This is a genomic window from Streptomyces sp. NPDC045778, from assembly GCF_056431945.1.
In genome coordinates this window covers 19,158-39,642 of the sequence record NZ_JBWKJZ010000005.1, presented here as the reverse complement: position 1 = coordinate 39,642, position 20,485 = coordinate 19,158, and the positions used below count along the sequence as shown (strand labels likewise).

Annotated in this window: 19 protein-coding genes; 8 read left to right on the top strand and 11 right to left on the bottom strand. The window is 73.9% G+C overall.

Features of this window, described 5'->3' with window-relative positions; translation table 11 throughout:
- Nucleotides 1-4: 4 nt before the first annotated feature.
- The gene (gene alc, locus AC07GB_RS08175; protein WP_478842771.1) at nucleotides 5-1,117 is read left to right on the top strand and encodes an allantoicase; all 1,113 of its coding nucleotides are present in this window, start codon (nucleotides 5-7) and stop codon (nucleotides 1,115-1,117) included.
- A gap of 115 nt (nucleotides 1,118-1,232) precedes the next feature.
- On the opposite strand, the gene AC07GB_RS08170 is transcribed toward alc, so the two are convergent.
- The 4 genes from AC07GB_RS08170 to AC07GB_RS08155 form a co-directional block, all read right to left on the bottom strand.
- Nucleotides 1,233-1,901, bottom strand: coding sequence for a response regulator (locus AC07GB_RS08170; protein ID WP_478842769.1), 669 nt, complete (start codon nucleotides 1,899-1,901; stop codon nucleotides 1,233-1,235).
- Between the two features lie 41 nt (nucleotides 1,902-1,942).
- The gene (locus tag AC07GB_RS08165) at nucleotides 1,943-3,130 is read right to left on the bottom strand and encodes a hypothetical protein (protein WP_478842767.1); all 1,188 of its coding nucleotides are present in this window, start codon (nucleotides 3,128-3,130) and stop codon (nucleotides 1,943-1,945) included.
- Complete coding sequence (locus AC07GB_RS08160) at nucleotides 3,127-4,395, bottom strand: hypothetical protein (RefSeq protein ID WP_478842765.1); 1,269 nt, start codon at nucleotides 4,393-4,395, stop codon at nucleotides 3,127-3,129. Before AC07GB_RS08160 ends, AC07GB_RS08165 begins: the two co-directional genes overlap by 4 nt.
- Nucleotides 4,396-4,545: 150 nt before the next feature.
- The gene (locus AC07GB_RS08155) at nucleotides 4,546-5,811 is read right to left on the bottom strand and encodes a sensor histidine kinase (protein WP_478843280.1); all 1,266 of its coding nucleotides are present in this window, start codon (nucleotides 5,809-5,811) and stop codon (nucleotides 4,546-4,548) included.
- A 236-nt stretch (nucleotides 5,812-6,047) separates the two neighbouring features.
- Between AC07GB_RS08155 and AC07GB_RS08150 the strand changes: the two genes are divergently transcribed.
- Nucleotides 6,048-6,257, top strand: a complete 210-nt coding sequence (locus AC07GB_RS08150) for a hypothetical protein (RefSeq protein WP_478842763.1) — start codon at nucleotides 6,048-6,050, stop codon at nucleotides 6,255-6,257.
- A gap of 16 nt (nucleotides 6,258-6,273) precedes the next feature.
- Here the strand turns inward: AC07GB_RS08150 and AC07GB_RS08145 are convergent, their stop codons facing one another.
- Nucleotides 6,274-6,708 carry a ribonuclease gene (locus AC07GB_RS08145; RefSeq protein WP_478842761.1) on the bottom strand — a complete coding sequence of 145 codons (435 nt, stop codon included), beginning with the start codon at nucleotides 6,706-6,708 and terminating at the stop codon, nucleotides 6,274-6,276.
- Between the two features lie 123 nt (nucleotides 6,709-6,831).
- A complete protein-coding gene (locus tag AC07GB_RS08140) occupies nucleotides 6,832-7,440 on the bottom strand; it encodes a dihydrofolate reductase family protein (protein WP_478842759.1) in 609 nt (202 codons plus the stop codon).
- 263 nt (nucleotides 7,441-7,703) lie between these two features.
- On the opposite strand from AC07GB_RS08140, the gene AC07GB_RS08135 reads away from it, so the two are divergent.
- The gene (locus AC07GB_RS08135; RefSeq protein ID WP_478842757.1) at nucleotides 7,704-8,444 is read left to right on the top strand and encodes an SDR family oxidoreductase; all 741 of its coding nucleotides are present in this window, start codon (nucleotides 7,704-7,706) and stop codon (nucleotides 8,442-8,444) included.
- An 82-nt stretch (nucleotides 8,445-8,526) separates the two neighbouring features.
- Here the strand turns inward: AC07GB_RS08135 and AC07GB_RS08130 are convergent, their stop codons facing one another.
- A complete protein-coding gene (locus AC07GB_RS08130; protein WP_478842755.1) occupies nucleotides 8,527-8,838 on the bottom strand; it encodes a DUF5955 family protein in 312 nt (103 codons plus the stop codon).
- Nucleotides 8,839-8,935: 97 nt separating this feature from the next.
- On the opposite strand from AC07GB_RS08130, the gene AC07GB_RS08125 reads away from it, so the two are divergent.
- Together AC07GB_RS08125 and aceB are read left to right on the top strand one after the other, a co-directional pair.
- On the top strand, nucleotides 8,936-9,559 hold the full coding sequence (locus AC07GB_RS08125) for a nucleotidyltransferase family protein (protein WP_478842753.1): 624 nt from the start codon (nucleotides 8,936-8,938) through the stop codon (nucleotides 9,557-9,559).
- Nucleotides 9,560-9,858: 299 nt separating this feature from the next.
- Nucleotides 9,859-11,481, top strand: a complete 1,623-nt coding sequence (aceB, locus tag AC07GB_RS08120) for a malate synthase A (protein ID WP_478842751.1) — start codon at nucleotides 9,859-9,861, stop codon at nucleotides 11,479-11,481.
- 50 nt (nucleotides 11,482-11,531) lie between these two features.
- Here aceB and AC07GB_RS08115 read toward each other — a convergent pair whose 3' ends face one another.
- The 3 genes from AC07GB_RS08115 to AC07GB_RS08105 are packed head-to-tail and all read right to left on the bottom strand — an operon-like array spanning nucleotide 11,532 to nucleotide 16,341.
- Nucleotides 11,532-15,116: an nSTAND1 domain-containing NTPase gene (locus tag AC07GB_RS08115; protein WP_478842749.1), complete on the bottom strand. Its 3,585-nt coding sequence runs from the start codon at nucleotides 15,114-15,116 to the stop codon at nucleotides 11,532-11,534.
- Nucleotides 15,117-15,160: 44 nt separating this feature from the next.
- Entirely contained in the window at nucleotides 15,161-15,430 is a 270-nt protein-coding gene (locus tag AC07GB_RS08110; protein WP_478842747.1) for an Rdx family protein, read from the bottom strand.
- On the bottom strand, nucleotides 15,427-16,341 hold the full coding sequence (locus AC07GB_RS08105) for a HipA family kinase (RefSeq protein WP_478842745.1): 915 nt from the start codon (nucleotides 16,339-16,341) through the stop codon (nucleotides 15,427-15,429). The genes AC07GB_RS08110 and AC07GB_RS08105 overlap by 4 nt, the downstream gene beginning before the upstream one ends.
- A 71-nt stretch (nucleotides 16,342-16,412) precedes the next feature.
- On the opposite strand from AC07GB_RS08105, the gene AC07GB_RS08100 reads away from it, so the two are divergent.
- Complete coding sequence (locus AC07GB_RS08100) at nucleotides 16,413-17,702, top strand: VWA domain-containing protein (RefSeq protein WP_478842743.1); 1,290 nt, start codon at nucleotides 16,413-16,415, stop codon at nucleotides 17,700-17,702.
- Nucleotides 17,702-18,454 carry a hypothetical protein gene (locus AC07GB_RS08095; protein WP_478842741.1) on the top strand — a complete coding sequence of 251 codons (753 nt, stop codon included), beginning with the start codon at nucleotides 17,702-17,704 and terminating at the stop codon, nucleotides 18,452-18,454. The genes AC07GB_RS08100 and AC07GB_RS08095 overlap by 1 nt, the downstream gene beginning before the upstream one ends.
- Nucleotides 18,455-18,551: 97 nt before the next feature.
- Here the strand turns inward: AC07GB_RS08095 and AC07GB_RS08090 are convergent, their stop codons facing one another.
- Complete coding sequence (locus AC07GB_RS08090; RefSeq protein ID WP_478842739.1) at nucleotides 18,552-19,187, bottom strand: winged helix-turn-helix transcriptional regulator; 636 nt, start codon at nucleotides 19,185-19,187, stop codon at nucleotides 18,552-18,554.
- Nucleotides 19,188-19,271: 84 nt separating this feature from the next.
- Between AC07GB_RS08090 and AC07GB_RS08085 the strand changes: the two genes are divergently transcribed.
- Nucleotides 19,272-20,483 (top strand): pyridoxal phosphate-dependent aminotransferase, encoded by a 1,212-nt coding sequence (locus AC07GB_RS08085; protein WP_478842737.1) that lies wholly within the window; start codon nucleotides 19,272-19,274, stop codon nucleotides 20,481-20,483.
- The last annotated feature ends 2 nt before the right edge of the window (nucleotides 20,484-20,485 follow it).

The following is a 20,485-nucleotide window of genomic DNA, read 5'->3' as shown; positions in this document are numbered from 1 at the left end:
CACCGTGACGGCGATACCGAGCTTCACCGGCGACGCCAGCCCCTACGGCGGCGGCGAGCCCTACGCCGACTACCGCACCGCCGACTTCCCCTTCACCCAGTACGCCAACCTCGCCGACCGGCAGCTCGGCGCCGGAGTCATCGCCGCCAACGACGAGTTCTTCGCGATGCGCGAGAACCTGCTCCTGCCGGGTGCCGCCGAGTTCGACCCCGAGCACTTCGGCCACAAGGGCAAGGTCATGGACGGCTGGGAGACCCGCCGCCGCCGGGGTGTGTCCGCCGAGCAGCCCTGGCCCACCGCGGACGACCACGACTGGGCCCTCGTCCGGCTCGGCGCGCCCGGCGTGATCCACGGCGTCGTCGTCGACACCGCGCACTTCCGGGGCAACTACCCGCAGGCCGTTTCCGTCGAGGGCACGGCCGTCGAGGGCTCGCCGACGCCCGGGGAACTCCTCGCCGACGACGTGAAGTGGACCGTACTCGTCCCCCGTACGCCCGTCGGGGGCCACGCGGCGAACGGCTTCGCCGTGGACGTGCCGCGGCGCTTCACCCACCTGCGGGTCAACCAGCACCCCGACGGGGGCATCGCCCGCCTGCGCGTGTACGGCGAAGTCGTCGCCGACCCCGACTGGCTGGCCGCGCTCGGCACCTTCGACGTCGTCGCCCTGGAGAACGGCGGCCAGGTGGAGGACGCGTCCGACCGCTTCTACTCCCCCGCCACCAACACCATCCAGCCCGGGCGTTCACGCAAGATGGACGACGGGTGGGAGACGCGGCGGCGGCGCGACCAGGGGCACGACTGGATCCGCTACCGGCTCGTGGCGCAGGCCTCCGTGCGGGCCCTGGAGATCGACACCGCGTATCTGAAGGGGAACTCGGCGGGATGGGCCTCCGTGTCCGTCCGTGACGGTGAGGGCGGCGACTGGGTGGAGGTGCTTCCGCGCACCCGGCTCCAGCCCGACACGAACCACCGCTTCGTGCTGCCCGAGACCGCCGTCGGCACCCACGCGCGCGTGGACATCTTCCCCGACGGCGGCATCTCCCGCCTCCGCCTCTTCGGCCGCCTCACCGAGACCGGGTCCACGGCCCTCAGGACCCGCCACCGCGAACTGGGCTGACCCGAGGGGAGCACACCCCGGGCCTGCCCTTTCCCGAACAGGGGTGGCCGCGCCCGGGGTTCCGGCGTTCCTCGTGTTGCGCACCCGTCCTCGACCGCCGGAGGGGAGCTGAGGGTCAGGAGCCGTCCAGGAGGTCCGCGTCATGGACAAGGAGGGCGATCTGCACGCGGTTGTTGAGGTCCAGCTTCGTCAGGACGCGCGAGACGTGCGCCTTGACCGTGGCCACGCTCAGGAACAGCTCCGCCGCGATGTCCGCGTTGGAGGCGCCCCGGCCCACCGCCACGGCGACCTCCCGCTCGCGCTCCCCGAGCGCGCCGAGGCGGGCGAGGGCGCGCTGCTTCCGGTCGAGCTGCGGCCCGCCCCCGGTCACCTGGGAGATGAGCTGCTGCGTCACCGAGGGCGAGAGCACGGGCTCCCCCGCGGCCACGGCCCGTACGGCCGCGACGATCTCGGCGGGCGCGGTGTCCTTGAGGACGAACCCGGCGGCCCCCGCGCGGAGCGCCCGCAGCACCTGCTCGTCGGCGTGGAACGTGGTGAGGACGATGACCTCGGGGGCGTCCGGGCGCTTGCGCAGGGCCTCGGTGGCGGCGAGGCCGTCCATCGTGGGCATCCGGATGTCCATGAGGACGACGTCGGGGCGCACTTCGCCGACCAGCGCGGCGACCTCGCTGCCGTCCCCCGCCTCGCCCACGATCTCGATGTCGTCGGCGCCGCCGAGCATGAACGAGAGGCCGGCACGGACCAGCGGGTCGTCGTCGACGAGCAGGAGCCTGATCGGTTTCATGCGCCCTACCGTAACGAGCCCCGGACGGGGCCGGGACGCGGTCACCGGGGCAGCCTCAGGCGCAGGGGGCCGCAGCCCACGCGGTCGGCCTCCGCCGCCACGTAGCGGGGCATGAGCGCCCGGATGTCGGCGGCGCGCTCCCCGTCGTCGGCCCGGATCAGGAAGGTCACGTCGCCGCTCTGGCACGAGGCTTGGTAGAGGGCCATGTCGTCGCGGAGGAAGCCGTAGCCCCGGGGGCGCCTGCGGGTGTCGCCCTCGGCCGTGATGCGCCGTTGCCCGCCGTCGTACGAGAGGTTCTTGTACAGCACGGCGAGTCGCGGGTCGGCGACCGTCATCAGGCGCAGCGAGGGGTGGCCGAAGAGGACGTCGCGGTCGCAGGTGCGCACGGGGGCGTCGCCCACGGTGACCAGGGGGCGGCGGTAGTGGTCCGCGTCCTTCCCGTCGTGCGTGCGCAGGCCCTTGATGCCGCAGATCGCGTCGCGCTTCTCGTCGGTGAACCGTGCGGGGGCGCCGAGCCGTTCGGCCGGGTCGGCGAGGGCGCGGGTGCAGCCCTGGTCCGCCATGTAGTCGTTGACGAGCTTGACCACGGTGCTCGCGAGCCGGGCCCGTTCGTCGGTGTCGACCTCGTTGTCGTACACCGTCCAGCCGGTCTCCATGTCGGCGACGAGCGGGCCGTCGTCCTCGCGCTGCCGGCCGACGCAGCCCTCGGGGACCGCGAGCCACGCGCGCGTGTCGGACACCATGCCGAGCAGTCCGCCGCCGAGGGGAGTCATGCGCGCGGACAGGTATTCGTCGGCCCACTTGTCGCCCGCGCCGCCGAAGCGGACGTCGAGCTGGTGCAGCCGGGCGGTGACGCGGGCGCCGCGCGGGGACGTGAGGCGGCACAGGCCGGAGGGCCCCTCGGAGCCGATCCTGCTGGTGGTGACGGGCACTTCGGAGGCCTCGACGTCCCGCTTGCCGTGGAACAGGCCGGCCACGTCGTCCTCGTCGAGCGCGCCCCAGCAGGCCCGTTCCTCGGCGAACGGCCCCGCCTGGGCCTGCCAGGCCACGCCCGTACCGCCGAGGAGCGCCCCGGCGATGGCGGCGGCGAGCGCGGGCCGCAGGCGGCCGCGGGTGAGCTGCCGCCAGTGCCACCAGGGGCGGCGCGGCCCGGTCGTGGCGACGGCGGCCGCCACGTCGCCCCGGCCTTCGCGGGCGTCCCCCGTGGCCGTCGTGCTGTGCTCGCTCATCGGTTCTCCCCCTGGGCAGCGGACCCCTCGGCAGCGGACCCGTCGGCAGCGGTCCCCTCGGCAGCGGACCCGCCGGCAGCCCGTGCCGCCTTCGGCGCGAGGGGCGCGCACCCCAGGCGCCGCGTCACCGCGTCGGTGAACGTCGTGAAGTAGCCCTTGGTCTCGCGCGCCGGCGAGCCGAGCATCAGGAACGCCGTGGGGCGCCCCGCGCACCGGGCGCGTACGACCTGGTGGCCGTCGGCGAGGACGCCGGTGCCGCGCCAGCCCGGCGCGGGCGGCTCGCTCCCCATCACGCCGTCGAGCAGCGCGCCGAGCCGTGGCTCGCGGATCATCAGGGCGTCGAAGATCCGGGTGTCCTCGCGCACGCCGAGCCGCGCGGAGCGGCCGATCCACGCGGAGCAGGCCTGCCGGTCCCGGGTGACCGCGCCGGCCTGGGTGACGACCCGCAGGGCCGCTTCCTTGCCGAGGCCGGAGCGGACGTCGAGGCCGGGGATGCGGCAGACGGCGTACGACGGGCTGGTGTCGTCCTTCTCCGGGAGCCTGAGCAGGGGCGAGGTGACGCGCAACGGCTTCGCGGGGGCGCAGCCCGCGGCGCGCATGCCCCGGTCGGCCGCGGCGAGGAGGAGTTCGACGGCCGCGTCGGCGCCGCCGAGGTCCGTGCCGCCGACGACGTCGTCCGGCCCCTTCTCCTCGGCCCGGAGGGTGACGGCGGTAGGCCGCCCGTCGCGGGTGTCGCAGCCCTTGGGCAGGACCAGCAGGCCGCGGCTGCCGTCGACGGCGCCGGGCAGCCCTTCGGGCAGCGGCATCGCGCGGCCGCCCACGAAGGTGTTGATCCACTCCAGGCGGGCGGCGGTCTTCTCGGGTGCCGGTCCGTACGTCACCGTCACGCGGGTGTCCTGGACGCCCTTGTCGCCGTCGCTGAAGGTGTGTTCGGAGCGCACGGCGAGCACGCACCGCCCCTGCGGCCGGGCCCTGGTGGGCGCGGTCTCCGCCGCCGTGCGGCTGTGGGCGTCGTCCCCGTCGAAGGCCTCGTCGCCGAGGACGGCGGGGCCGCTGCCCTCCTCCCAGGCGCCCCAGCAGTAGCGTGCGCGGCCGTCGAAGGGCCAGGTGTCCGTGGCCCAGGTACCGGCTCCCGCCGCGAGCAGTACCACCACGGTGCCGGCGGCGAGCGCGGCGCGCCGGGCCCCGAGGCGTTGCCGTATGCGTATGAACCGTTTGCCCTCTTGTGGGCGGCCGGTGTCGTCCGGCGCGCTCTCCCCCGTCACAGCCTTCACCTCTCCGGTAAGAGCCCGTGCTCGCGGCCCTTTGCTCGTGTGCAGCGGCCGATCGTATCCGGGGCGGGCGCACCGGTGATCACGCCCCCTCACCAGGCCCGGGGGGGGTGGGGAGTCAGGGGCGGAGCCGGGCGGTCCGGCTCATCCCCACGGCAGCCATGCCTCCACGGCGAAGCCGCCGCCCCGCCGGGTGCCGTGGGCGAGCCGCCCGCCCGCGAGCGAGGCCCGTTCGGTGAGCCCGATGAGCCCCTGGCCTGAGCCGGGCACGGGGGGTACGTCGCCGGGGGGCGCCGGATTGCGGACGGTCACGGTCAGGCCCTCGTCGCGCGTGCCCGCGACGGTGACGGTGACCTCGGCGCCCGGCGCGTGTTTGCGGGCGTTGGTCAGGGCTTCCTGGGCGATGCGGTACGCGGTGCGGCCGATCGCGGCGGGCACGGCCTCGGGGTCGGCGACGCGCAGGTCGAGCGCCACCTTCATGCCCGCGTCGCGGGACTCGGCGACGAGCGTGTCCAGGGCCGCGAGGGTGGGCTGGGGCCGCCCGGAGGAGGCGTCCGCCTCGCCGCCGCGCAGCACGCCGATGACCTGGCGCAGGTCCTGGAGCGCCTCGTGCGCGCTCTCCCGGATGACCCCGGCCGCGCGGGCGATCTCCGCCTGGGGCGCGTCGGGCCGGAACTCCAGGGCGCCCGCGTGCACGCTGAGCAGCGTCAGACGGTGGGCGAGGACGTCGTGCATCTCGCGTGCGATGGCCTCGCGGGCCAGGCGCTGGGCCTGCTCGGCGCGGAGCGCGGCCTCGTTCTCGGCGCGCCGGGCCCGGTCGCGCAGGGCGATCAGGAGCTGGCGCCGGGAGCGCACGAGCATGCCCCAGGCGAAGACGATGAGGATGACCATCGTGATCAGCACGACCGACACCAGGTACGGCATGTCGCTGTCGGGCCGCAGCCAGTAGAACACCGGGATGGAGGCCACCGAGAGGCCGCCGATCAACGCGCTGTACTTGAACGGCCGGTGCACGGCGAGCGTGAAGTAGGCCACGAGCGTGGTCCCGCCCGCGGAGTCGGAGACGAAGCCGGCGAGCAGCATCGCCACGGCGAGGCCGACCGGCCAGCGCCTGCGCAGCCAGACGGCGGCGCAGGCCGCGGCGCCGATCAGCTGGTCGAGCACGACCATGTTCTCGGAGACCGCCGGGTTCTTGGCGACGCCGTCCGCGCCGACGAGGCCGATGGCCACGGCGACGAGGAAGAAGCAGAAGTCGACGACCCAGTCCCGCAGGGTGCGCCGCACGCGCCTGCCCCCGCCGTCCCGCCGGTCCGGGTCCAGCTCGGCGGCGACGGCCGAGGGCAGGAACCAGGTGCCGCGCACCACGGGCCCGGTCCCTCCTGCGTGGTCCGTACCGGTCCGGCGGTCCACGCCGGCCGGCCGTCCCCCGTCGACGGCCGGCCGGGTGGAAGTGCTGTCGTTCACAATCGACAAATCTACGCACCTCGCGGCGGGAACCCCGCCCACCAGCGGTGATCGTCGACGAAAGTCACGGCGTACGCGACTTTGGACGCACCCGGGCGCCTCTGGAGGCGGCCGCACGGCGAGGCGGGCCCCGCCCCGCGGCCGATGCGCGTGCGCGGTCCGCGGAACGAGGATCACCTGTCATGAAACAACTTCTCGAAGGGATCGGGTTCGTGCTCCTGGTCCAGGGGGCCGCGGGCCTGGTGCACGAGTTCACCGGCTGGGCGCGCGGCTGGGGCGTGATCCAGCACCTGGGCTTCGCCGACGGCTACGAGCTGTATCTGAGCATCGTGCTCGTCGTGCTCGCCGTCGCTCTTTTCGCGGCGGCGGAGAGTGGCGAGAAGGCGCGTTGAGCCCCCTGGGCGCGGCTCAGCAGCCGCGGTCGACCAGGGCGAACGACCGGTAGTGGTCGGCGGTGTAGTAGTCCTCCTGGTTCCGCTCGCCGGTGACGATGCGGCGGGCGCCGCGGTGGGAGGAGCCCGGGGTCTTGACGGTGTACTCGTGGTAGTAGCCGGTGCCCTGCTCGGGCAGGACGCCCTCCCTGTTCTGGAAGACGGTGCCGTCCTGCGGATACGGGAACGGCCCGTTCTTCGCTATCAGGTCGAGCGTGTCGTGCGCCTGCGCGGGCAGGGCCGAGTAACAGATGTCGCCGACCGCGGCGACGGAGAAGCCGGCCGGGCCCGCGACGGCCGGAGCCGGCTGCGGAGCGGCGTGCGCGACGCCGGTGACGGAGCCGCCGACGAGGAACGCGGCGGTGAGGGCGGAGACACTGACGAGACGGGTGATCCGTGGGGGGATTCGCATGGGCCCAGTGTGACGCGCGTAGAGGTTGATGTGTCAATGACAATGGGCCGTAAGTCCGAGGAATTTCCCTGGAGTTAACCGGGACCGGCCGCCCGATATGGGCGGCCTCGCCCGCTCGGTGGACTAGTAACTCCCGTACTCCGGACGGCCTTCGCGGTCGTAGGAGTTGATCACGACCCCCTTGGACGTCGTACGGCATCCGGTGTGCCGGAACGCCGTCGGCAGGCCGCCCTCGGCGAACAGGCGCCTGCCGGTGCCGAGGGCCACCGGGAACGTGAGCAGGTGCAGCGTGTCGATCAGGTCGTGCGCCAGCAGGCTCCGCGCGAGGCCCGCGCTGCCGTGCAGCTGGAGTTCGCGGCCGGGCCGCTCCTTGAGCGCGCCGACGTCCCGCACCAGGTCCCCACGACCGATGATCTCGGTGCCCGTCCAGTCGGCGCCGGTGAGCGTCCGGCTCGCCACGTACTTGGGAAGCGAGTTGAGCCGTGACGCGATCGGGTCGGCGGGGTCGGTCATCTTGGGCCAGTACCCCGCGAAGATCTCGTACGTGCGCCTGCCCAGGAGGAAGGCGTCCGCCCGGGCGAACACCTCGGCGACGAAGCCGCCGAAGTCCTCGTCCCCGTACGGCACGGACCAGCCGCCGTGCGTGAAGCCGTCGCTGGTGTCCTCGTCGGGGCCGCCCGGGGCCTGGATGACGCCGTCGAGGGTCTGGAACTGCGTGAGCGTGATCTTCATGGTGACCGCCTTCCGTGTCGAGGCGCAGTTCCCGCCGGGCGCCGTCCGCGCCCCGCGGTCCCTGCCGGGCGCCGTCCGCGCCCGTCACCTCTTTCGACCCTCGTACCGCCCGGAACTCATCGCTCTGCGGGCGCTCCGCCGTCCCGCGCCTCGGCGTCCGATTACCGCCAGCTCCGGGGCGCGGCCGCGCCTTTGATGGAGGACGTGAGCGGGGGCCGCCACCGGCGGCCACCACGGACGAACACGAAAGCGCGGTTACTGACATGTCTTCACTCATCGGCAAGAAGGCCCTGGTCACCGGCGGCAGCCGGGGCATCGGCGCGGCGATCGCCCTGCGTCTGGCCCAGGAGGGCGCCGATGTCGCGATCACCTATGTGCAGGGCGAGGACGCGGCCCGCGAGGTCGTCGCCAAGGTCGAGTCGGCCGGGCGGCGCGGCTTCGCGATCCGGGCCGACGCGGCCGACGCGGGGGACGCCGCGGGCGCCGTCGAGCGGGCCGCGGACGACCTCGGGGGCCTCGACATCCTGGTCAACAACGCGGGCGCCGGCGTCATCGCCCCGCTGGAGGCCCTCAGCCTCGCCGACGTCGACCGCGTGCTGTCCGTCAACGTCCGCGCGGCGTTCCTCGCCTCCCAGGCGGCGGCCGCGCGACTGCCGCGCGGCGGGCGCATCGTGACCATCGGCAGCTGCATGGCCAAGCTGGTGCCGGGTCCCGGCGGGACGCTGTACGCCACCAGCAAGGCGGCGCTCATCGGACTCACCAAGGCGTTGGCTCGGGAGCTGGGCGAGCGGGGCGTCACGGCGAACGTGGTGCACCCCGGGCCCATCGACACCGACATGAACCCGGCGGACGGCCCCTACGCCGCGGGCCAGGTCGCGGCCACCGCCCTGGGCCGCTACGGGAGCCCTGCCGAGGTGGCCTCGCTGGTGGCGTACCTCGTCGGGGACGAGGCGGCGTACGTCACGGGGGCGGAGGTCTCGGTGGACGGCGGGCACGCGGCGTGAGCGGAGGGCGGGGGTGCGGCCCCTGATCCAGGGCGCGCGGGACGCGAGGGCTCAGGCGCACGGCTCGCCGCCCCGCGAGGGCTCAGGCCCAGGGCTCGCGGAACCGTTCCACCGCCACCCGCACCCCGCCCAGCGCCCCCGTCAGGGCGCTGACCGAGCCGATCGAGCCCGCGACCAATAAGAGGGAGCGCCGCAGCCGGCGGAGGTCGGGCGCCCCCGCCGCGGCCATCGCGGCGAGGGCCGCCAGCTCGTCCTCGGCGATGCCACGGTCGGGGAACTCCCCGGGGTAGGCGGCGAGTTCACGCCGCAGGCGGGACACCGCGGCCCGCAGCTCCGTCACCCGCGGATCCTCGTAGCCGCCCGTCGCCGCTCTCTGCCCCATGCTCCGCAACACAGCTCTCCCCCTCGCACGTCGTCGTGCGGCAGCCGCACCTTTCGGCCACGCCCCGGCCGGAACAGGGTCCCCAGAAGCCATGCGGTAAGCAAGGGTCATGACCGAATCACTGTCACCCGCCCCGTCCGCCCCCGCCGCCGAGGTCACCGGGCTGCTGCTCGCCGCGGGCGGCGGGCGGCGCCTGGGCGGCTGCCCGAAGGCGCTGCTCGAACACCGCGGGGAGCTGTTCGTGGAGCGCGCCGCGCGGGCCCTGCGCGAGGGCGGCTGCACCCGCGTGCACATCGTGCTCGGGGCCACCGCCGACGTCGTACGGGAGCGGGCGGCGCTCCCGGGGTGCGTGCTCGTCGACAACCCGGACTGGCGCGAGGGGATGGGGAGTTCGCTGCGCGCGGGCCTGGCGTCGCTGCGGGGCACCGGCGCGCGGGCCGCGCTCGTCACGCTCGTGGACCAGCCGGGCGTCGGCGCGGCGGCGGTGGCCCGGCTCCTTGCCACGCACCGCTCCCCGGCCGACCTGGCGGCCGCCGCGTACGACGGCGAGCGCGGCCATCCGGTGCTGTTCGGCGCGGACCACTGGGACGGCATCGCGCCGGCCGCGACGGGTGACCAGGGGGCCCGCGCCTACCTCAAGGAGCACGCGGCGGCGCTCACGCTCGTGGAGTGCGGGGACGTGGCGGAGCCGTACGACATCGACTCGCCATCGGACCTGGAGCGCCTTGAGTGACGGACGGGGCGCGGGCGCCCCCTGGCCGCCCCGCCGGAGCCCTGGTCCACTGGGAGTGACGGCGGTGGCACTCTGCGCCGCGTTCTGTCGACGAAGAGAATCTCGACGTCAACAGTCCATTGAACTTCCACCATGAGGAAACTAGTATCCACTGTTCAGAAGCGCCTGACCCGGTGGACGGCGCCCGCGGCCGTTCCCCGGCGCCGTGGCACGCAGTGCCGCGCGACCGGGCCGACGGTCGTTCCGCCGCCACCGCCGCGCCGCCCGTGAAGCACGCTCGCTGAAGGAAGTGACAGCTCATGTCCGCACCAGCGCCGTCCCCGCTGGCCATCGTCGACGCCGAGCCCCTGCCCCGGCAGGAAGAGGTCCTGACCGACGCGGCGCTCGCCTTCGTGGCCGAGCTGCACCGGCGGTTCACGCCGCGCCGTGACGAACTCCTCGCCCGCCGCGCCGAGCGCCGCGCCGAGATCGCCCGCACGTCGTCCCTCGACTTCCTGCCGGAGACCGCCGCCGTGCGCGCGGACGACTCCTGGACGGTGGCGCCCGCACCGGCCGCGCTCGACGACCGCCGGGTGGAGATCACCGGCCCCACCGACCGCAAGATGACCATCAACGCGCTGAACTCGGGTGCGAAGGTCTGGCTCGCGGACTTCGAGGACGCCTCCGCTCCCACCTGGGAGAACGTGATCCTCGGCCAGCTCAACCTCATCGACGCGTATGAGCGCCGCATCGACTTCACCGACGAGCGCACCGGCAAGTCGTACGCCCTGAAGGACGCGGACTCACTCGCCACCGTCGTGACCCGCCCGCGCGGCTGGCACCTGGACGAGCGGCATCTGACGGACGAGCACGGCACACCCGTCCCCGGCGCCCTCGTCGACTTCGGCCTGTACTTCTTCCACAACGCCCGGCGCCTGGTGGACCTCGGCAAGGGCCCGTACTTCTACCTGCCGAAGACGGAGTCGCACCTGGAGGCGCGCCTCTGGAACGAGATCTTCGTCTTCGCGCAGGACTACGTCGGCCTGCCGCAGGGCACCGTCCGCGCCACCGTCCTCATCGAGACCATCACGGCCGCGTACGAGATGGAGGAGATCCTCTACGAACTGCGTGACCACGCCTCCGGCCTGAACGCGGGCCGCTGGGACTACCTCTTCTCCATCGTCAAGAACTTCCGTGACGGCGGCCAGAAGTTCGTCCTGCCGGACCGCAACGCGGTCACGATGACGGCCCCGTTCATGCGCGCCTACACCGAACTGCTCGTGCGCACCTGCCACAAGCGCGGCGCGCACGCCATCGGCGGCATGGCGGCCTTCATCCCGTCCCGCAAGGACGCCGAGGTCAACAAGGTCGCCTTCGAGAAGGTCCGCGCCGACAAGGACCGCGAGGCGGGCGACGGCTTCGACGGTTCCTGGGTCGCCCACCCCGACCTCGTCCCGATCGCCATGGAGTCCTTCGACAAGGTCCTCGGCGACAAGCCGAACCAGAAGGACCGCCTCCGCGAGGACGTCTCCGTGGCCGCCGGTGACCTGATCGCCATCGACTCCCTCGACGCCAAGCCCACCTACGACGGCCTGGTCAACGCCGTGCAGGTCGGCATCCGCTACATCGAGGCCTGGCTGCGCGGCCTCGGCGCGGTCGCCATCTTCCACCTCATGGAGGACGCGGCGACCGCCGAGATCTCCCGCTCCCAGATCTGGCAGTGGATCAACGCGGGCGTCGTCTTCGAGAACGGCAAGCCCGCCACGGCGGACCTCGCCCGCGAGGTCGCCGCCGCCGAACTGGCCGCGATCCGCGCCGACCTCGGCGAGGACGCCTTCGCGGCGGGCAAGTGGCAGGAGGCCCACGACCTCCTCCTCCAGGTGTCCCTGGACGCGGACTACGCGGACTTCCTGACCTTGCCGGCGTACGAGCGACTGCGCTGAACCAGCCGTACGTAGCTACCGCCCCGGTGCCGTTCGGCGCCGGGGCGCTGTCATCGGCCCTCGTCCACGGGCAGCCCGAAGCGCTTGCGTTCCTCAGCGGTCAGGGCGCGCGGACCGTCGCCCGCGGTGTCCAGGAGGGACGCGCACGCGGCCGCGTCGGCGCGTTCGGGCAGGGTCCACACGGACCGGACGTGGTGCTCGCTCGTCACCTCGAAGCGCCGGCTGTCGAGCCAGCGGGCGTCGAGTGCCGTGACGCCGTCCACCCGGGCCACCGCGAGACACTCCCCCGTGGCGGCGAGCCAGAACCGGATGCGGCGGATCCCGGTGGTCGCCAGGTAGCGGCCGTCGGGCGACCACGCCAGGCGCGCGCTGCCGTCGCCTCCCCTTACGGTGCGCACGAGTTCACGCCCCGAGCCCGCTTCGTACACGCCGATCCGGCAGTCCTGGCCGAGCAGGGCGACCGCCCGGCCGTCGGGTGACCAGCACAGCGCCGCCACCGGGCCGCTCGACGTGGCGTGGGTGGCCGTCCGCTCGCCCGTGCGCGGGGCCCAGACCGCCAGGTGCCCGGCCTTCGTCACCCCGGCGAGGGCGGCCCCGTCCGGGCGCCACGCCAAGGCGGGGCACAGCCCGGCGTCGCCGCTGTCCATGAGGGCGACGCGCGTGCCCGTCGCGGGGTCCCACACCTCGACGCGATCGGGCTCGCGCTGCCAGAAGTCACGGCCAAGGGTCGCGAGGGCGGTGCCCACCGGGGCCCACGCGCAGACCGCGGGCACGTTCGACGCGGGCCGGAGCAGGACGGTGCGGGTCGCGCCCGCCGTGTCCCAGATCTCCACCCGGTCCTTGAACGAGACGGCGAGGGCGTCGTCGTCGGGCCTCCACGCGACCCTGGCCGGACGGGGATCCTCCGCCGTCAGGACCCGTACGGGCAGCGGCGATTCCCCGGTCCTGATGACGCGCACCGCCCCGGACCCGGACGAGAGGGTGGCCACCCGGTCACCGCTCCACGAGGCGGCGATCAGCCTTCCGGTCGCCAGGACGTGCCGCCGCCCCGAGCCCCGCTCCCAGATCGTCACCTCGCCGAAGGCCGAACGCCAGGCCAGGCGCGTGCTGTCGCCGTTCCATACGACCGCGTCGGCGCGGCCGTTCAGGCCGGCCGCCGCGGTCTCCGTCAGGGACGCGTCGCACACCACGACGCGGGCGTCGGCCTCCGTCTCCCCCTCCGCGATCGCGAGGAACCGGCCGTCGGGTGACCAGGAGAGCGCCGACACGGCCCGGTCCGACTCCCGTTCCACGAGGACCGAACCGTCCCCGGCCGACCGGATGCCGACGGCACCCCGCGCCCCCACCGCGAGGCGCCCGCCGTCCGGGGACCAGTCGACGCACGCTTCCGGGAGCAACCTGACCGCGCCGGGCGGCGCGTACGTCCAGAGGGTCTGGGCGTCCTCAATGCGCACCACCCGCAGTTCGTCGTACGCGACGACCGCCAGGTGCGTCGCGTCCGGCGACCACTTCAGGCCGGTGGCCCCCTGGGCGTCCAGGGTCCAGGGGGCGATCCGGCCGCTCTCCGCGGCGGTGAGTTCCACGATGCTGACGCCGGATCCGGAGAAGGCGGCCGCGGCCCACGCGCCGTCCCGCGACACCGCCACCGCGTTCGGCCCGTAGGTGTCCGTCCTCGTGGCGGCGCGGGGGTCGCCGAACCTGCGGACCTCCAGGGGGCCCGGCGGCCGGGCCGCCACCCAGTAGGCGTCGCCGTCGCCGAGGCCCGCCTTGTCCAACTCCCCCAGCCCCGCCGCCTCCTGGCCCACCAGGCCCCCGTCGGGCGTCCACGTGACGATCCGGCCGTCCTCGCCGATGGTCCGCAGCGCACCGGACTCCCGGTCCCAGCCGAGCGCGAGGACCTTCCCCGCGTGGCCGAAGGCGAGCTGCTCGGTGTCGGGAGGCCGCACGACGGCCCAGAGCGTCAGGGCGGAGGTCGGGGTGGCGCTGAACTCGCGCACGGCGGCCGCGGCCAGGGCGAGGGCGAGGCCCGGCTCCTCCCCCGCGGCGTACACCTGTTGGGCCGAGGCGGCGAGGGCGTCGGCCCGCTCGCCGGACTCCCGCTCCGCCTGCCTGAGCGAGGCCGCGATCAGGTCCCGCACGGTCGGGGACACACTGTGCTCGGCGGCCATGTCCACCGCCCTGGCGAGGCCCCGGCCCCGCAGCAGGTCGTCCACGGTCCTGCCCTGGGCCCGCCAGGCGGCCGCCCTGCGCTCGACGTCCGTGAGGAGGCGCAGCGTCTCCTCGTGGCGGGCGATGAGGTCGCGCAGGCGCGGCCAGTGCCGCAGCACGGCGTCGTGGACGAGGTCGAAGGCCTCACCGGTGTCGGTCTCGGCCAGCAGGCGGGCCCCGCGCAGCGCCGCCACGATGTCCCGCTGCGGACCGTCGAGGTCGCCCACGGCCACGAACCGCCGCCTACAGCCGCGTTCGTCCCAGGAGACGAACTTGATCAGGAGCCTGTCGATCGTCCGGGCCGCGTGCACTTGCGCGATCCGCGCGTACGCGACTTCGGCGTGGCGTCCGATGGCTTCGGCCAACGGGCCTCTTTGCGCCAGGAGTTCGAGGTCGATGCCGGTGCTGTCAGCCGCCGATTCGTAGAGGTCGCGCAGCAGCTGGCCGAGCAGGGGCAGGGTGTTGCCCGCAGTCGCCTCGGCGGTGATGAGTTCCACCGCTTCCGCGTCGACGGGCACTCCTGCGGCCCTCGCCGGGCCGGTGATCACCGCGCGGATCTGTGCCGGACCGAGAGGGGGGACGAGGATCCGGGCACGGAAGAGGTCCGCATGCGGTCCTGTGGCCGCCTCCCGCACGCTCTCGGTCGGCAGCGCGGCCAGGACGTGGAACTGGGGCTGGGTGCGCAGGGCCGCCCGCAGCAGACAGAGGAAGAGGGCGCACTCGTCCTCCGGCACCAGCTGGAAGACGTCCTCCAGCTGGTCCACGGCCAGGACCGTGCGGGCCCGGTGCCGCTGGGCCGACAGGAGGGCGGCGGCCAGCGCGGTGGGGTGGCCCCGGTCCGGCTCGGCCTCGAGGGCCACCGCTTCCGCGCGCAGGGTGGCGGCGAGTCGCTGGGCCGCGGCCGGGCCGTCCGCGGGGGAACCCGCGACCAGCGCGTGGGCGAGCGCGAGGAAGGGCGCGGAGCCAGGGCGCATCGGTCCGAGCACCGTGTGGTGCCCGCGCAGGCGGGGCAGCGCTCCGGCGGCGATGAGGGACGACTTGCCGCTCCCGGAGGGGCCGACGACGGTGAGCCAGCGCTCCGCGGCCTCACGGCCCGCGGTGACGCGGCCCACGATCTCGGCCGTCTCCGCCTCGCGCCCGAAGAACACCTCGGCCCGGTCCGCTCCGTAGGCCTCAAGTCCCGGGTAGGGGCTGTCCGGCCGGGTCCAGGGCACGCGGCGCCGCTCCGCTCGACGCCGTAGGTACTCCCATCCGACCACCGCGCCGATCCCGAGCGGCAGCCAGAGGGCCGCGTACCGCTCGATGAGCGGCAGCGGGCCCCACCACCCGGCGGGGTCGGCCGTCACCAGATTCGTGCCGAAACCGAGAACCACGCCGATGAGCAGCGCCTGTACGTCCAGCGGGGTCCTGCGGGGCGGCGACCGCATGCTCGCTCCCCCTCCCCCTCCCCCTCGCCCGACGCGGCCGCCCGCTACTTCTCCGAGTGGCCCAGGCTCCGGCCCGGGGCCACGCGGTCGCGTACCAGGCGCTTGACCGCCGTCGGCTCCGGGAAGCCCTGTTGCTTACGGTCCCACACCGGCTCGCCGTCGACGCGTACGACGAAGATTCCGCCCGTGCCCGGCTTCAGGGCGAGGTCGGTCAGGTCGGTCTCGAAGGTGGTCAGGAGTTCCTGGGCGAGCCAGGCCGCGCGGGGCAGCCAGCGGCACTGGGTGCAGTACTCGATCTCTACGCGGTGGCTCATGGGTACCTCTTCGCGGGGCGCGGGTCGGGTTGGCCGTGCAGGTTGGGGACCTTCTTCAGCCAGGCGGGGCGGCCCGCCTCGGTGGCCCGGGCGCGCCGCGCGTCCTCGGCGGCGAGCTGGGCGCGGGAGGGGAAGTCGGTGGGGAGCCAGGCGGCGGAGGCGCGGGCGCGGGCCGTGAGGTGGGTGACGTAGGCCTCGCGCAGCTCGTCGGGGGAGGCGAAGCCCGGCTCGCCGGTGAGCCAGGCGTCGGGGACGTCCGCGGTGATGGACCGCAGCAGCTCCTCCGTCACCCGCGGCGCGAGTTCCGCGTCGGCCGCGCGCGTGTCGGGGCCGTAGCGGCCGAGCGCGTGCTGGCGGAAGTCGTAGGCCTTCTCGGCGGTGGCGAGGGCCGACGCGGCGTCCCAGCGGTGGTGGAAGACGAGCGCGGCGCCGTGGTCGATGAGCCACAGGCGCGGCGGCCGGGTGCCGAAGGTGGGCCAGACCATGAGGTTCGAGCTGTGCACGGTGCGGTCGACGTTCGCGGTGAGGGCGTCGAGCCAGACGACCCTGCCCGCTTCCAGCGGGTCGACGTCGAGGTCGGTGTCCGGGGCGAAGTCGTGCGCCCCGGGCAGATAGTCCATGCCCAGGTTGAGGCCCGCGCTGCGGTGCAGCAGGTCCTGGACCTCCTGGTGCGGCTCGTGCGCGGCGACGGCCGGGTCGAAGTGGGCGAGGACGAGTTCGGGCACGCGCAGGCCGAGGCGGCGGGCCAGCTCCCCGACGACGATCTCGGCGACCAGCGCCTTGCGGCCCTGGGCGGAGCCGGTGAACTTCAGGACGTAGGTCCCGAGGTCGTCGGCCTCGACGACGCCGGGCACGGAGCCACCGGCCCGCAGGGGTTCCAGATATCGGACAGCCGTCACTTCTCGCAGCACACCCGCCACCCTAACCGGCGCCCTCAACTGGTTTTTTGGAGCGGACGGACCTTGATCCATAGGATCCGCTGATGATCACCACAAAACGGCTCGCGGCGGGGCTCTGTGCCCTGTTCGCGGCCCTGAGCATGGGCATCGCGCCCACCGTCGCCCACGCGGCCGACGAACCGGAGGACAGCGAGGGCGGGGCGAAGCCCAAGGTCGAGCTGGTCCTCGACGTGAGCGGCTCGATGCGGGCCCGCGACATCGACGGCAAGAGCCGGATGGCCGCGGCGAAGCAGGCCTTCAACGAGGTGCTCGACGCCACCCCCGAGGACGTCGAGCTGGGCATCCGCACCCTCGGCGCCAACTACCACGGCGACGACCGCAAGACCGGCTGCAAGGACACCGAGCAGCTCTACCCGGTGGGACCGCTGGACCGCAGGGACGCCAAGACCGCGGTGGCCACCCTCTCGCCCACCGGCTGGACCCCGATCGGCCCGGCCCTCCTGAAGGCCGCGGACGACCTGAAGGGCGGCGAGGGCTCGCGCCGCATCGTCCTCATCAGCGACGGCGAGGACACCTGCCAGCCCCTCGACCCGTGCGAGGTGGCGCGGGAGATCGCGGCCAAGGGCATCAACCTGACCGTCGACACCCTGGGCCTGGTCCCGAACACCAAGATGCGCGCGCAGCTGAGCTGCATCGCCGAGGCCACCGGCGGCACGTACACCTCCATCCGGCACACCGACGAACTCACCGACCGGGTGGGCCAGCTGGTGGACCGCGCGGCCGATCCGGTCGTCAACCCCGTGGCCGTCGAGGGCGCCGACCGCTGCTCGGCCGCGCCGGAGCTGAAGCCGGGTCTGTACACCGACCGCGCCGGGTTCGGCGAGCACCGCTGGTACCGCGTGGACGTGGCGCCGGGCAAGGAGCTGCGCGCCTCGGTGAGCGTGGGCGCCGACCGGGCCGTGAACAACGACTACGGCGTGCTCCTGCGGGCCGTCACGAAGCACGACCGCGAGATCGTGCGCGGCTCCGAGGCGGGCGACGGCCGTACCGACGTGATCTCGACGGGGCTGCGGTATCCGAAGCCGGAGCGGGACGACGACGATGACGACGCCGACGAGAAGGAGACCGTCTGCCTTCAGGTGTCGCACTCCTACTCGCCCGCCGCCGGGGCCGCCGCCAAGGGCAAGCCCGGTCTGCCCGTCGAACTGGCCGTCGACGTCGTGGACGCGCCCGACGGCTCGTCCGACGTGGCGGCCTTCGGCCTCGGCCGCGGCTGGTGGCTGCTCGGCGCCCTGGTGCTCACCGGCTTCGTGGGCGGTGTGCTGTGGGGCTGGATCTCGCGCTGGCGCGTCGCTGTCTGGAGGACGAACTGATGCGTAGGACACGTCTGTTGGCCGTCGCGGGCCTGCTCGGCCTCGGCGCGCTGTTCACCTCGGGCCCGGCGTTCGCCGCCTCGGGTGACGACGGCAAGGAGCGTACGGACGCGGGCACGTCCTTCCGTACGGCGACGGAGATCGAGCAGGGCCACAAGGCGACGGCGAGCGCCTCGTCGGGTGACTACCTGTACTGGTCCTTCCCCGCGGACTCCGGTCAGCGGCCCACGGTCAAGGCGACCGTGAAGCTGCCCGAGTCCGCCGCGGGGGCGTCCGGCGCCACGTGGCGGATCGACGTGTACGACGGGCTGAGGCGCCGTCAGTCCTGCATGTACGGCATGCAGGCGCGCAAGGCCGAGGGCTCCTCCGTCGAGCTGGCCTGCACCCTGCGCACCGTGCGCGCCTGGTCGGAGCCGTGGGCCAACGACCCGCTGCCGGGCACGTACTACGTGCGCCTGACGGCGACCGGCCTGCGCACGGCAGGGCTCGGCCAGCCGGTCACGGCCGAGGTCGAAGCCACGTCGAAGGACGTGGGCGGCTCGGCGGCGGTGGACGGCCACCTGGGCGACCCGCTCGTGCCGGGCTCCAAGCCCTCCGCCGCCGAGCCCGAGGACGGCTGGTCCTCCGGATGGTGGACGGACCGCTGGGTCTGGACGGGCGTCGGCGGTGTGCTCGCCGCGCTGGCGGGCGTGGGCGGCTACGCCCTGACGCGCGGCAACGGCAGGCCTCCGGCGAGCCCGTCCGGCGTCTGAGGACACGCGGCGCACGGCGCCCGCGCGGAGGGGTCCAGGGGCTCGACCCCTGGACCCGCACGCGCGGAGGGGTCCAGGGGCTCGGCCCCTGGACCCCTCACCCTTCCCGCAAGGCCTTGGCCAGTGGCCCCTCGCCGGTCACCGCGATCCGCCCGCCCCGCACCCCGTCGGCCACGCTGATCACGCCTCGCCCCAGCTCGACGGCCGTCCCCGCGTCCAGCGTCATACGCGCGTCGGGCTCCTCGGGGGCGGGTCCTTCGCCGTACGAGACCGCCCCGTCGACGCCTATCCGGACGTGGAAGGCACCCTCCTCCAGGCTCAGCTCCAGCAGGCCCGCCTCCAGGGCGACGGCGTCGAGGAGCGGCAGCGCGAACCAGTGGGCGCGCACCGCGTCGGTGGGGCGGCGCTCGGCGAGTTCGGGCGCCCCCCAGGCCGCGAGGGCGCGCAGGACCGGCGCCAGCTCCCGGCCGCGCGCGGTGAGTTCGTACACGTACGCGGCGGCGGGCGGCGGCAGTCTGCGGCGGGTGGTGAGGCCCGACTGCTCCAGGTCCTTCAGGCGCGAGGCGAGCACGTCGGTGCTGACGCCGGGCAGGTCGGCGTGGAGATCGGTGTAGCGGCGCGGACCGGGGAGCAGTTCGCGGACGATCAGCAGGGTCCAGCGATCGCCGACCGCGTCGAGGGCGCGGGCGGCGGCACAGAACTGGTCGTAGCTGCGGCGCGGTCGATATGGCATGCGTCGCAGTCTAGACAAGCTGTTGGACTTTCCAAGCGCCAACTTGGTAAAACCAAGGAACCCACGCTACGGGAGGCACACCGCATGGAGTTCCGGCAGTCCAGCAAGCTCAGCGAGGTCTGTTACGAGATCCGGGGCCCGGTCATCGAGCACGCCAACGCCCTGGAGGAGGCGGGCCACAGCGTGCTGCGCCTGAACACCGGCAACCCCGCCCTGTTCGGCTTCGAGGCGCCCGAGGAGATCGTCCAGGACATGATCCGGATGCTCCCGAGCGCCCACGGCTACACGGACTCGCGGGGCGTCCTCTCCGCCCGCCGCGCGGTGGCGCAGCGGTACCAGGCCCTGGGCATCGACGACGTCTCCGTGGACGACGTCTTCCTCGGCAACGGCGTGTCCGAGCTGGTCACGATGGCCGTGCAGGCGCTCCTCGAGGACGGCGACGAAGTCCTCATCCCGGCCCCCGACTTCCCGCTGTGGACGGCCGTGACCACCCTCTCCGGGGGCAAGGCCGTGCACTACCTGTGCGACGAGCAGGCCGACTGGTACCCCGACCTCGACGACATGGCCGCGAAGATCACCGACCGCACCAAGGCCGTCGTGATCATCAACCCGAACAACCCGACGGGCGCCGTCTACCCGCGCGAGGTCCTCGAAGGCATCCTCGACCTGGCGCGCCGCCACGGCCTGATGGTGTTCGCCGACGAGATCTACGACCAGATCCTGTACGACGACGCGGTGCACCACAGCGTCGCCGCGCTGGCCCCCGACCTGGTGGTCCTCACCTTCTGCGGGCTCTCCAAGACCTACCGGGTGGCGGGCTTCCGCTCCGGCTGGCTGGTCGTGACGGGCCCCAGGCAGCACGCGCGGGACTATCTGGAGGGCCTGACGACGCTGGCCTCCATGCGCCTGTGCGCCAACGCGCCGGCGCAGTACGCGATCCAGGCGGCGCTCGGCGGCCGGCAGTCCATCCACGAGCTGACCGCACCGGGCGGCCGTCTGCACGAGCAGCGCGACCGCGCCTGGCAAAAGCTCAACGAGATCCCCGGGGTGAGCTGCGTGAAGCCGCAGGGCGCGCTGTACGCCTTCGCGCGCCTGGACCCCAAGGTGCACGCCATCCACGACGACGAGAAGTTCGTCCTCGACCTGCTCCTCCAGGAGAAGATCCAGGTCGTCCAGGGCACCGGCTTCAACTGGCCGCGCCCGGACCACTTCCGCATCCTGACACTCCCGTACGCTGACGATCTCGACGCGGCGATCAGCCGCATCGGCCGCTTCCTGAGCGGCTATCGCCAGTAGGC

What these genes read in the sequence shown, in the direction of transcription:
- AC07GB_RS08170 (WP_478842769.1), bottom strand. Translation starts at nt 1,901, where the DNA reads ATGAAACCGATCAGGCTCCTGCTCGTCGACGACGACCCGCTGGTCCGT.
- AC07GB_RS08165 (WP_478842767.1), bottom strand. Translation starts at nt 3,130, where the DNA reads ATGAGCGAGCACAGCACGACGGCCACGGGGGACGCCCGCGAAGGCCGG.
- AC07GB_RS08150 (WP_478842763.1), top strand. Translation starts at nt 6,048, where the DNA reads ATGAAACAACTTCTCGAAGGGATCGGGTTCGTGCTCCTGGTCCAGGGG.
- AC07GB_RS08145 (WP_478842761.1), bottom strand. Translation starts at nt 6,708, where the DNA reads ATGCGAATCCCCCCACGGATCACCCGTCTCGTCAGTGTCTCCGCCCTC.
- AC07GB_RS08140 (WP_478842759.1), bottom strand. Translation starts at nt 7,440, where the DNA reads ATGAAGATCACGCTCACGCAGTTCCAGACCCTCGACGGCGTCATCCAG.
- AC07GB_RS08135 (WP_478842757.1), top strand. Translation starts at nt 7,704, where the DNA reads ATGTCTTCACTCATCGGCAAGAAGGCCCTGGTCACCGGCGGCAGCCGG.
- AC07GB_RS08125 (WP_478842753.1), top strand. Translation starts at nt 8,936, where the DNA reads ATGACCGAATCACTGTCACCCGCCCCGTCCGCCCCCGCCGCCGAGGTC.
- aceB (WP_478842751.1), top strand. Translation starts at nt 9,859, where the DNA reads ATGTCCGCACCAGCGCCGTCCCCGCTGGCCATCGTCGACGCCGAGCCC.
- AC07GB_RS08115 (WP_478842749.1), bottom strand. Translation starts at nt 15,116, where the DNA reads ATGCGGTCGCCGCCCCGCAGGACCCCGCTGGACGTACAGGCGCTGCTC.
- AC07GB_RS08110 (WP_478842747.1), bottom strand. Translation starts at nt 15,430, where the DNA reads ATGAGCCACCGCGTAGAGATCGAGTACTGCACCCAGTGCCGCTGGCTG.
- AC07GB_RS08100 (WP_478842743.1), top strand. Translation starts at nt 16,413, where the DNA reads ATGATCACCACAAAACGGCTCGCGGCGGGGCTCTGTGCCCTGTTCGCG.
- AC07GB_RS08095 (WP_478842741.1), top strand. Translation starts at nt 17,702, where the DNA reads ATGCGTAGGACACGTCTGTTGGCCGTCGCGGGCCTGCTCGGCCTCGGC.
- AC07GB_RS08090 (WP_478842739.1), bottom strand. Translation starts at nt 19,187, where the DNA reads ATGCCATATCGACCGCGCCGCAGCTACGACCAGTTCTGTGCCGCCGCC.
- AC07GB_RS08085 (WP_478842737.1), top strand. Translation starts at nt 19,272, where the DNA reads ATGGAGTTCCGGCAGTCCAGCAAGCTCAGCGAGGTCTGTTACGAGATC.